This window comes from Streptomyces sp. NPDC028298 (genome assembly GCF_055565895.1).
Genome location: NZ_JBVHTL010000001.1, coordinates 1050169 through 1061430, shown reverse-complemented (window position 1 = coordinate 1061430; position 11262 = coordinate 1050169). Strand labels below are relative to the sequence as shown.

The following is an 11262-nucleotide window of genomic DNA, read 5'->3' as shown; positions in this document are numbered from 1 at the left end:
GTTGTACCCCCACCCTTTCCCCGACACCCCCCCATCCTCGCGCTATCATTCTCGCCGCGCTGGTCCCCCCCCCCCCCCCCTCCTACCCCCCCCCCCCCCACCCCCCCCCCCCCCCCCCCCCCCCCGCTGTCGAACGGCGGCCGTCAGGACTCCTTGAGCCATTCCCGCAGCTCGTCCTTCAACGAGCGCTGGAACGCGGTCAGCAGCGCCTGCACGACCAGCGGCTGCATGTGCGCCGAGAGCGACTTCACGGCCGCCACGGACTCCCGGTCGCCCACCGCGTTGCGCAGCAGGCCGGACAGTTCGTGGGCCGCGGCGCGCGAGTGGTCGAGCAGGACGGTCCGCGCGGCGAGGATCGTCTCGTCCGCGATCGGTACGTCCAGGAGCTCCAGGCCGAGCTTCAGCAGCCCGGGGTCCAGCCGGAGCGGGTCCCCCGCCCCCTCGACGACGCCCATCGCGGCGAGCCGCTCCAGGTCCGCGTCACCCAGCGGCCGCCCGGCCCGCCGCTCCAGTTCCTCCCGGGTCACGTCCTCCATCGCGTCGGGCGCCCAGGAGGCCACCACGGCGCGGTGGATGGCGAGGTCGTGCGCGCTCAGCCCCGGCGGCAACTGCGTCAGGTGGCGCTCGATCGCGGCCAGCGTCATGCCCTGGTGCTGCAACTCCTCGATGAGCGCGAGCCGGGCCAGATGCTCCTGGCTGTAGTGGCCCACCCGGCGGGGGCCGATCACGGGCGGCGGCAGCAGGCCCCGGGCGCTGTAGAAGCGGACCGTGCGGACCGTGACGCCCGCGCGCGCGGCCAGTTCGTCGACCGTGAGTTTGGGCTCCTCGGTGTCCGTCGTCATGCCAGGTCCTCGCCTCTCCCGTCGTGCGGCGCGCGTCCGGGGTGAGGGGTGACGGCGCGGTGCAACAGTATTGCTGTCTCACCAGTGTTGTGAAAGCACCTGTCCAGCGACGCCGTTGTCAGTGGCGGCCTCTACGGTGGTGTCATGCCGGAGATCAGCTACGTCCGCGGGGACGCCACCGCTCCCTCGGTCAAGGGCGTCAAAGTGATCGCCCACGTGTGCAACGACGTCGGGGGCTGGGGGAAGGGCTTCGTGCTGGCGCTCTCCCGCCGCTGGCCGGAGCCCGAGGCCGCGTACCGCGCCTGGCACCGCGGCCGCGCGAGCAACGACTTCGGCCTGGGCGCGGCCCAGTTCGTCCAGGTCGAGCCGTATGTGTGGGTGGCGAACATGGTGGGGCAGCGGGGGATACGCACCGGCAGCAAGGGCGTTCCCGTGCGGTACGAGGCCATCGACGCCGCCCTCGCGCTGCTGGCCGGCAAGGCGGTCGAGCTCGGGGCCTCCGTGCACATGCCGCGCATCGGATGCGGGCTGGCCGGTGGCACCTGGGCGCGGGTGGAACCCCTGGTCACCGAGCGGCTGGTGCGCCGCGGCCTGGCGGTGACGGTGTACGACCACGACGGCTGACGGCGCCGGAGGCGTCGCGGTGACGGGCTGCCCGCTCACCTCGGGTGAGCGGAGCACGGAAGCGGGCCTCGCAAACGCGGCCCTGGAGAGAGCTGGAGGGAGCTGGAGGAAGCTGGAGGGAGTTCACGAAGGGGCTTGCGGAAGTTTCTGCAACTCCTTGCGGTGATCGTCGGGGGACTGGTTGACTCGCTGCTCGCGTCCGAAAGGGAGTGTCATGAGCCGCGACATCGACGTCCTCGTTCTGGGCGGTGCGGGTGTGGACACGATCGTCCACGTCCCCGAACTGCCGTTGCCCTACGCCGACAGCTACATGATCCGCCCGGGCATCGAGACCCGCGCCGGGCAGACCGGTGACTTCGTCGCGCTGGGACTGCACACCCTCGGCCTGCGCACGCACCACCTCGACATGCTCGGCGACGACCCCGAGGGCGACCTCGTACGCGCCCTGCACCGGGAGCGGGGCATCGCGCTCACCGAGGTCCCCCAGCCCGCGGGCACCAAGCGCGCGGTCAACCTCGTCGGCCCCGACGGGCGCAGGCTGTCCCTGTACGACGACAGCCGGGCGAGCGAAGGGGACCGGCTGCCCGAGGACACGGTGCGCGACCTGGCCGCGTCGAGCCGGCACGCCCATGTCTCCATCACCCACCCGTGCGCCCTCGCCCTGCCGGTGCTGCGGGAGGCCGGGGTGACCATCTCGACCGATCTGCACAACTGGGACGGCGAGAACCCGTACCACGAGGCCTTCGCCTACACCGCCGACATCGTGTTCGTCTCCACCACCGCCCTCCCCGACCACGAGCGCACCATGTGGAAGATCGTGGAGCGCGGCCGGGCCGAGGTCGTCGTCGCCACCGCCGGCGCCGAGGGCGCGTACGTGCTGGCCGACGGCGAGGTGACCCACATCCCCGCGATCCCGCCCCGCACGCCGGTCGTCGATTCGAACGGCGCGGGGGACTCCTTCGCCGCGGGCTTCCTCTTCGGCCGTCTGACCGGCGAAACGATCGAGCGCTGCGCCCTGTACGGTGCGGTGGCCGGCGCCTACGCCTGCACGGTGCCCGCGACCCGCGCCGACGCCATCACCCGCACAGAACTCCTCGACCAGACGGCACACCACGACCTCGGCGCCCCGGCCCGCCCCTGACGGAGGACCCGCAGGCCCGCGTCCCGCCGAGGTGGGACGCGGGCCCGTGTCGTGGGCCCCGGGGTGGGCTCAGCGGGGTGGGCTCAGTGTGCGTGGAGCGAGTTCGTCGCGGCGATCTTCTTCCACGACTTCGGGCGGGCGGTGACCGTCTTCGCCGGGGTGGCGGGGGCGACCCCCGCGTTCCTGGCCGCCGGAGTCGCGGGCTTCGAAGGCTGGAACAGCCAGGTGTCGAAGAGCGTCGCGAGCGACGTGCCGGACACCTGCTCCGCGTACCGCTGGAAGTCGGCGACCGACGCGTTCCCGTACGCGTGCTCCTTCGGCCAGCCCTTCAGGATGGCGAAGAAGGCGTCGTCCCCGACCCGGTTGCGCAGTGCCTGCACCGCCAGCGCGCCCCGGTCGTAGACCGCGATGTCGAACTGGTTGTCGGGCCCGGGATCCCCGGGCGCCACCGTCCAGAAGGCGTCGTCCGCCGGATGCGAGGCGTACACGTAGTCCGCGAGCTCCTGCGTCGTGCCCTCGCCCTCGTGCTCCGACCACAGCCACTGCGCGTAGCGGGCGAAGCCCTCGTTGATCCAGATGTCCTTCCAGCCCTTCAGCGACACGTCGTCGCCGAACCACTGGTGCGCCAACTCGTGCACGACCACGGAGGTGTTGGAGCCGTTCGCGAACTGGCGCGGGCTGTAGTACACCCGGGTCTGGGTCTCCAGCGCGTACCCGGTGGTGGTGTTGGGGACGTATCCGCCGGCGCTGCTGAAGGGATACGGCCCGAAGTAGCCGCTCAGCCAGTCCACCAGCTCGCCCGTGCGCTCGACACTGGCGCGCGCCGCCCCGTCGTTGTCGCCCAGGTCCTTGCTGTAGGCGTTGACGACCGGGACGCCGCCCTCGGAGGTGCCGGTCGTGATGTCGAACTTCCCGACCGCGAGCGTGGTCAGATACGTGGCCTGCGGCTTGTTGGACCGCCAGTTGTAGCGGGTCCAGCCGAGCCGTGAACTCGTCGACTGCAGCGTGCCGTTGGAGATCGCCTGGGTGCCGTCCGGGACGGCCACCGACACGTCGTAGGTCGCCTTGTCGAGCGGGTGGTCGTTGCTCGGGTACCACCACCAGGCCGACTCGGGCTCGTCCGCCGCGACCGCCCCGTCCGGGGTGCGGTGCCAGGTCGAGAACCCGTACGCGCTCTTCGTCGACGGCACTCCGCTGTAGCGGACGACGACGGTGACCGCCGTCCCCTTGGCGAGCGGCTTCGCCGGCGTGACCTCCAGCTCGTGCTCGCCCGACCGGGCGAACGACGCCTTCGCGCCATTGACCCGCACCTCGCTCACGTCGAGCAGAAAGTCCAGATCGAACCGGGAGAGATCCTGCGTCGTGGTCGCCAGGAGGGTGGCGGTGCCCTCCAGTTCGTCCGTCGTCGGCCGGTACGTGAGCCTCAGGTCGTAGTGCGAGACGTCGTACCCGCCGTTGCCGTAGGCCGGGTAGTAGGGGTCGCCGATGCCCGGTGCTCCCGGGGTGTAGCTCGCCGCCGATGCCGGGATCGCCAGCAGCAGGGAGGCGGCCAGAGCGCCCGGGGCGATGAGTCTGCGGTGCACGTCAAGCTCCAAGTCGTCGGGGCATGAAGTCGGTCCGGAGCCTATTCAGTCCCTGGGGCACCAGTCATGTCCACGGTCACCCCTGTCACACGATCGCCATTCGGCCGACATGAGTCCTCCCGGACCGATGGCCCGTCAGGCACCCCCTGTCGCAGGAGAGTTCACCGGGGTACGTTCCGCGCATGCCGATACCAGTGAGCCGAACGCGCTTCATGACCTGGAGATCGCTCGCGACGGCGGCCGTGGCCGCCCTGATGGCCGCGTTACTCCTCCCGGCCGCCGCACACGGCGCCCCGAGACAGAGCACACCGGTCTACTCCTACGAGAACGCCATCCGCGAGTCCGTCTGGGTGGACACCGGCCTCGACGGCGACGGCGACGGACGGCACGACCGCGTCGCCGTCGACATCGTCCGGCCGCGCGAACTCGCCCGCCAGGGACGCAAGATCCCCGTGATCATGGACGCCAGCCCGTACTACTCCTGCTGCGGGCGCGGCAACGAGAGCCAGAAGAAGACGTACGACGCGAACGGCCACGTCGTCCAGATGCCGCTGTTCTACGACAACTACTTCGTGCCGCGCGGCTACGCCTTCGTCGGCGTCGACCTCGCCGGCACCGACCGCTCCGACGGCTGCGTCGACGTCGGCGGCCGCTCCGACATCCAGTCCGCCAAGGCGGTGATCGACTGGCTCAACGGCCGCGCCCGGGGCTACACCACCCGCACCGGCACGACGGCGGCCCGGGCCACCTGGACCGACGGCAGGACCGGGATGATCGGCAAGAGCTGGGACGGCACCATCGCCAACGGCGTCGCCGCCACCGGCGTGAAGGGCCTGAAGACCATCGTGCCGATCAGCGCCATCTCCTCCTGGTACGACTACTACTTCGCCAAGGGCGCCCCGCTCTACGACTCCGGACCCGACTGGCTGTCCGGCTACGTCGACAGCCCCGACGCCCGCGCCAAGTGCGCGGCCGTACAGCGGAAACTGGTCGACGGCGCGCCGCGCACGGGCGACTGGACGCCGCTGTGGACCGAGCGCGACTACGTCAAGGACGCCTCGAAGGTGAGGGCCAGCGTCTTCCTCGTCCACGGCATGCAGGACCTCAACGTCCGCACCAAGAACTTCGGCCAGTGGTGGGACGCCCTCGCCAAGAACGGCGTCGACCGCAAGATCTGGCTCTCCCAGACCGGCCATGTCGACCCCTTCGACTTCCGCCGCGGCGCCTGGGTCGACACCCTGCACCGCTGGTTCGACCACGAGCTCCTCGGCTACGACAACGGCATCGACCACGAACCGATGGCCGACATCGAACGCCACCCCGACCAGTGGACGACCTCGGCCGTCTGGCCGCCCCGCACCACGAGCGCCACGACCCTGCGCCCGAGCGCGGGCGCGCAGCCGGGAGTCGGTGCTCTGGGGCTCGCCCGCCGCTCCGGGACCGAGACGTTCACCGACGACCCGACGCGGAGCGAGACCGACTGGGCCGCCCACGTCGACCAGACGACCACGGACAAGGCCGGATTCACCACCGGGCCGCTCACGCACGACCTGCGCCTCTCCGGCTCCTCCCGGGTGACCGTGACCGCCACCCCCACCACCGCGACCGCCCACCTCTCGGCGGTCCTCGTCGACCTCGGCCCGGACACCGTCCGCGACTACGCCGGCTCCGGCGAGGGCATCACGACCCTGACCGACCGCACCTGCTGGGGCGCGAGCACGGCCGGCGACAGCTCCTGCTACAAGGTGACCGCGGCGGCCAGGACCGACGTCGACTTCACCGTCGTCAGCCGCGGCTGGGCCGACCTCGGCAACCACGCCTCGGACAAGGGCGTCGCGCTCACCCCGGGCAAGGCGTACACCATCACGCTGGACCTGGCGGCGACGGACCACGTGGTCCCGAAGGGGCACCGGCTCGCGCTGATCGTCGCGGGCACCGACAAGGACCTGATCGACCCGCCGGCCGACACGCCGACCCTGACGCTCGACCTGTCCCGTACCTCGGCCCGGGTGCCCCTGGTGGGCGGCGCGGGCGCGTTCGAGCGGGCGACGGCGGGCTCCACGGCGGCACCGTCCGCGTCCGTCCTCGACGGCGTACGCGCCCCGCGCGCCGCAGTCCGCGTCCCGGGACAGGCCGGTTGACCCACCGACCTGCCGCCCCCGTGACGCACTGACCCGCCCGACCCTCCGGCCCCCGCGGCCGGAGGTCAGCGGGAGGCGGCCGGACCGGCGAGTCCGGCCGCCTCCCGCGCGCATCCCCACGCCACCGTGACGCCGGCGCCCCCGTGCCCGTAGTTGTGCACCAGCACCCGTCCGTCCGGCCGCACCTCGCGTTCCAGCCGTACCGTCTCGCGCACCGGGCGCAGCCCCACCCGGTGGCCGAGCACACGGGCCCCGGCGACCTCGGGACGCAGCGCCGCGCACCGCTCGACGATCCGCGCGGCCGCCTCGGGGTCGGGAACCAGCGACCAGTCGTCCTCGTCCGTGGTACCGCCGAGGATCACCCGGTCCGGCTGCGGGAAGACGTACGTCGTCGTCCCGGCCGCCGGGTCCGTCGAGACGAGCCACTCACGGATCCCGGGGTTCTCGACGATCACGAGCTGTCCGCGCACGGGCCGGACGGCCGGGTCCGGGACGAGATCACGGGCTCCGAGGCCCGCGCAGTTCACGACGACCGGCGCGTCCGGCTCCGCGAGGTCCGTCACCGTCCGTTCCTCGACCGTCCCGCCCGCCCGCAGCAACCGCTCCCGCAGATGCCGCAGATGCACGGGCATGTCGAGCAACGGCAGCCGTGCCCGCAGCGCCGTGCCCGGGTACTCCTCGGCCGTCGCCGCGCGCAGTCCCGGCACCCGGGCCGCCCACGACCCCAGTTCGTCCAGCCGCGTCTCGCCCATGACCCCCTCGACCAGACGTACGCCACTGGTCTCGGGACGCGCCGCCGACTCCTCGTACACGGAGAGCGATTCGAGGGCCCAGGCACGGGCCCGTTCCTTCGGCGCGATGCGGTACGGCCACCACAACGCCCCCGCAACGGCCGAGGTGGTCCGCTCGGCGGGCTCCCGCGCCCACACCCGGACCCGCCTGCCGGCCTCGGCCAGCACCACGGCCGTCGTCAGACCGACGACCCCGCCGCCGACCACGATCACGTCATCGTTCCCGGGCTTCTCCATGCGGGGACGTTAGCGGAACATGCCACGACGGAGGTCTCGTCACTCCCCGCCTGGGGATACTCACACCATGTCCTCCGAGTACGCCACCTTCGGCCTGGCCCCGGCGACGCGTGCCGGTGGAGTCCTCACGGGCGGCGACCCCCGGGTCCACCGGGACGCCGTCGACTTCGTCGTCGACGGGCGCCCGTTGCTGTCGGAGCTCTCCGGTCTCGACGCGGTCTCCCCGCTCGCCTCCGACGTACCGCCCGCGATCTTCACCGCCCAGGTGCGCGGCCTCCTCCTGGAGGCGGACGCCCCGCTCGACGGCGGCAGGCACGTCATCTACGGCTGCCCCGAGTGCGAGAGCGTCGAATGCGGCGCCGTCACCGCGGTCGTCGAGCGGGACGGCGACGACTACGTCTGGCGGGACTTCGCCTGGCAGACCGGCGACCGCCCCGATCTGGAACGCAACGGCTACCACGGAGTGGGGCCCTACCGCTTCCACGGCCCCGAGTACCGGGCCGCGCTGAACCTGCTGCTCGACGGCGACGCGGGCTCCCGCCGCCGCGTACTGCTGATCGGAGCGCGGGGCGCCCCCCTCACGCCGCCGACCGCGAGGCCGGAGTCGACGTCGCCTCCCTGAGCCGTGTCCGGCTGACCGCCCAGCGGCGGGACCGCCTCTCGTGCACCCACGAGCACGACGTCTTCGACGGGACCCTGCAGACCGGTCACCACCGGATCCCCCTCGATGCCAGGGCCGTCGAGGGGGAGTCCTTCGGCCCGCCGGACGGGCCGGCGGGCCATCGTGTCGGACCGGCTCAGGCGGTCAACTGCTTGGCCTCGCCGCTGCGAGCGGCCCACTGCGCCTCGGCCTTGTGCAGCTCGGCTGTGGCCGCTTCGAGCCGGGCAGCGGTCTCCGACTCGCGCCGCAGGGCTTCCAGCGCCTGTCCCGCAGCATCGATCGCGCGCTTGTCGGCCCGTGTGGCGGCCAGGCCGGTCTCCGCCTCCTCGGTGAGGCGAGGGAGGTTCTCCATGAACACTCGTTCCGACACGGCCGCGTTCGCGATCGCTGACGCGAAGGCGCGGACGTCCTCGTCGGAGTAGTCCCGGCGCATCTGCTCCGACACGGTGACGACGTCGTAGTCGCCCGAACTCTTGGTGGAGGTGCTGGTGTTGCCGGTTCCCCGCCAGGCGGTGGAGTAGCTGAAGTGGTGCTGGTGCCCACTCGGCAGATTCAGGTACAGGTGGCTGGACTCGGGCCCCGACTCCGTCCTGGCGGAAAGACCGAGGAGAGGAAACACCTCCGATCCCGCCTGCACCACATGCTCGTGCAGGACCACCTTCCCGAGCCTGGTCAGGGGGCGGCCGTAACCGGGGTTCCGGTACCTCTCGAGCAGGGTCTCGGCGTCGTGCACAGCACGGTCGTAGGCCTGCTGAGCACCGGTGAGCACCTGTTCGGCCTGCGAGAGTTCCTTCGCCCGGACCTTTTGGAGGGACTTCACGGCTGAACGGGCCTCGGACAGGACCTTGCGGTCCGCGGCGAGTTCCTTGGAGAACGCCTGCGACAGACCGCCGTACTTCTTGGCCTTCACCACAACGGCTGCGATCGCTGCCAGGGCGAGAACGACGACGGCGAAGAGTATCGCCATCGATCCACCTCCTTCGGAGAGTTCGGCTACGGGTGTGCGTCACGGCTCCCCTGACGGACGGCTGGAACGAATCCGGGAAGAGCCGGGGAAGGCAGCGGCCTGCGTCGCCGATCGGCTGACGACAGGGTGCGGACCGGACAGCCGCGACCGCGTCGTGTGCACACTTTCTTCACGTTGCGAAGATCATATGGATCATGGGTCGGCGTGCCACGTGTCAATTTTGCTCGCCGACTCGATGTCAGATTGGGAATCATGCTGGTAGGTGGCTATGGATCGCACACCGCTCCCAGATGCGGGCCAGTGGAGTCGATCTTCACGATGTGGCGGTTCTTCTTCACGACTGACGAGCCAGGACGCCACGGGCGCTCATGGTCGCGGATCCGATGGGCCGCTCATGCCCGGCCTGCGCAGCGGGCCCACGCGCGGGTGGGCGCACGCGTGCCGGCCTTCGAGGCCGACGGATCACAGCCGTGGGAAAGGCACGTCGATCCGAACGACTAAAATCGGCTCCCTGATGACTGCCACCCTCGTCGCCAAGAACCTCACCGCCGGACACGGCGACCGCGCGCTCTTCGCCGGACTCGACCTCGTCGTCGCGCCCGGCGACGTGATCGGGCTCGTCGGCGCCAACGGCGCGGGCAAGTCCACGCTGCTGCGGCTGCTCGCCGGTCTGCTCACCCCGGAACAGGGCGAGCTGCGTCTCTCCCCGCCCTCCGCGACCGTGGGGCACCTGCCCCAGGAGCCGGAGCGCCGGGAGGGCGAGACCGTACGGGACTTCCTCGCCCGCCGGACGGGTGTCGAGGAGGCCCAGCGGGTGATGGACGAGGCGACGCAGGCGCTCGTCGACGGCGCGCCCGGCGCGGACGACGCGTACGCGAACAGCCTGGAGCGCTGGCTCGACCTCGGCGGCGCCGACCTCGACGAACGCGCCGAGGAGGTCGCCGACTCGCTGGGACTCGGCGTCGGTCTCGACCAGCCGATGACCTCCCTGTCCGGCGGCCAGGCGGCCCGGGCCGGCCTCGCCTCCCTGCTGCTCTCCCGCTACGACGTCTTCCTGCTCGACGAGCCCACCAACGACCTCGACCTCGACGGACTGGAGCGCCTGGAGCGCTTCGTCTCCGGGCTGCGCGCCGGGACCGTCGTCGTCAGCCACGACCGCGAGTTCCTCACCCGCACGGTCACCAAGGTCCTCGAACTCGACCTGGTCCAGCAGCAGATCACGCTGTACGGCGGCGGCTACGAGGCCTATCTCGAAGAGCGCGACACCGCCCGTCGGCACGCCCGCGAGGACTTCGAGGAGTACGCCGACAAGCGCTCGGCCCTCGAGGGCCGGGCCCAGATGCAGCGGGGCTGGATGGACAAGGGCGTCAAGAACGCCCGGCGCAAGGCGGGCAACGACAACGACAAGATCGGCCGCAAGTTCCGCAGCGAGGCCAGCGAGAAGCAGGCCGCGAAGGCCCGGCAGACACAGCGCATGATCGAGCGGCTGGACGTCGTCGAGGAGCCCCGCAAGGAGTGGGAGCTGCGCATGGAGATCGCGGCGGCCCCGCGCTCGGGCGCGGTGGTGGCCACGCTGCGCGACGCGGAGGTACGGCGCGGGGAGTTCACCTTCGGTCCGGCGACGCTCCAGATCGACTGGGCGGACCGGGTGGCCGTCACCGGGGCGAACGGCGCGGGCAAGTCGACCCTGCTGGGCGCGCTGCTCGGCCGGGTGCCGCTGTCCTCCGGCCACGCCACGCTCGGCTCCGGTGTGGTCGTCGGCGAGGTGGACCAGGCCCGCAAGCTCTTCCACGGCTCCGAGTCGCTGCTGGACGCGTTCGGCGCGGCCGTCCCGGACACCGAGCCCGCCGAGGTCCGTACGCTGCTGGCCAAGTTCGGCCTGAAGGCGGACCACGTCCTGCGTCCGGCGGCCACGCTCTCGCCGGGTGAGCGCACCCGCTCCGCGCTGGCCCTCCTCCAGGGCCGGGGCGTCAACCTGCTGGTCCTGGACGAGCCGACGAACCATCTCGACCTGCCGGCCATCGAGCAGCTCGAATCGGCCCTGGACTCCTACGAGGGCACGCTGCTGCTGGTCACCCACGACCGCCGCATGCTGGACGCGGTCCGCACGACCCGCCGCCTGGAGGTGGCGGACGGCAAGGTGACGGAACGCTGAGCCTCGCCGGCCGGCATACGGAAGGGGGTAAACCCCCACCGGCAGTCCCCCCCCCCCCTCCTCCCGCCCCATCTTTCCCCCCCCTTTTCCCTCCCGCCCCCCCCCTGGCCAGTCCGAACC

The 11262-nt window shown here is 71.8% G+C and carries 8 protein-coding genes and 1 pseudogene; 5 read left to right on the top strand and 4 right to left on the bottom strand.

Annotated elements, in window-relative coordinates; translation table 11 throughout:
* Positions 1-143 precede the first annotated feature (143 nt).
* The gene (locus ACZ4TO_RS04755) at positions 144-842 is read right to left on the bottom strand and encodes a MerR family transcriptional regulator (RefSeq protein WP_382797289.1); all 699 of its coding nucleotides are present in this window, start codon (positions 840-842) and stop codon (positions 144-146) included.
* Between the two features lie 144 nt (positions 843-986).
* Between ACZ4TO_RS04755 and ACZ4TO_RS04750 the strand changes: the two genes are divergently transcribed.
* Both ACZ4TO_RS04750 and ACZ4TO_RS04745 read left to right on the top strand, forming a co-directional pair.
* The gene (locus ACZ4TO_RS04750; protein WP_468023417.1) at positions 987-1466 is read left to right on the top strand and encodes a macro domain-containing protein; all 480 of its coding nucleotides are present in this window, start codon (positions 987-989) and stop codon (positions 1464-1466) included.
* A 214-nt stretch (positions 1467-1680) separates the two neighbouring features.
* Positions 1681-2607, top strand: coding sequence for an adenosine kinase (locus tag ACZ4TO_RS04745; RefSeq protein WP_468023416.1), 927 nt, complete (start codon positions 1681-1683; stop codon positions 2605-2607).
* A gap of 83 nt (positions 2608-2690) precedes the next feature.
* On the opposite strand, the gene ACZ4TO_RS04740 is transcribed toward ACZ4TO_RS04745, so the two are convergent.
* The gene (locus tag ACZ4TO_RS04740) at positions 2691-4190 is read right to left on the bottom strand and encodes a M1 family metallopeptidase (RefSeq protein WP_468023415.1); all 1500 of its coding nucleotides are present in this window, start codon (positions 4188-4190) and stop codon (positions 2691-2693) included.
* 182 nt (positions 4191-4372) lie between these two features.
* Here ACZ4TO_RS04740 and ACZ4TO_RS04735 point away from each other — a divergent pair, with 182 nt between their 5' ends.
* Positions 4373-6331, top strand: coding sequence for a Xaa-Pro dipeptidyl-peptidase (locus ACZ4TO_RS04735; protein WP_468023414.1), 1959 nt, complete (start codon positions 4373-4375; stop codon positions 6329-6331).
* A 65-nt stretch (positions 6332-6396) separates the two neighbouring features.
* Here ACZ4TO_RS04735 and ACZ4TO_RS04730 read toward each other — a convergent pair whose 3' ends face one another.
* Complete coding sequence (locus ACZ4TO_RS04730; protein ID WP_382797294.1) at positions 6397-7359, bottom strand: FAD-dependent oxidoreductase; 963 nt, start codon at positions 7357-7359, stop codon at positions 6397-6399.
* A 67-nt stretch (positions 7360-7426) separates the two neighbouring features.
* On the opposite strand from ACZ4TO_RS04730, the pseudogene ACZ4TO_RS04725 reads away from it, so the two are divergent.
* Positions 7427-8115, top strand: a pseudogene (locus ACZ4TO_RS04725) (hypothetical protein); the annotation flags it as partial.
* A gap of 41 nt (positions 8116-8156) precedes the next feature.
* Here the strand turns inward: ACZ4TO_RS04725 and ACZ4TO_RS04720 are convergent.
* On the bottom strand, positions 8157-8987 hold the full coding sequence (locus ACZ4TO_RS04720) for a hypothetical protein (protein ID WP_468023413.1): 831 nt from the start codon (positions 8985-8987) through the stop codon (positions 8157-8159).
* Between the two features lie 514 nt (positions 8988-9501).
* Here ACZ4TO_RS04720 and ACZ4TO_RS04715 point away from each other — a divergent pair.
* Complete coding sequence (locus ACZ4TO_RS04715) at positions 9502-11142, top strand: ABC-F family ATP-binding cassette domain-containing protein (RefSeq protein WP_382797295.1); 1641 nt, start codon at positions 9502-9504, stop codon at positions 11140-11142.
* Positions 11143-11262 lie beyond the last annotated feature (120 nt).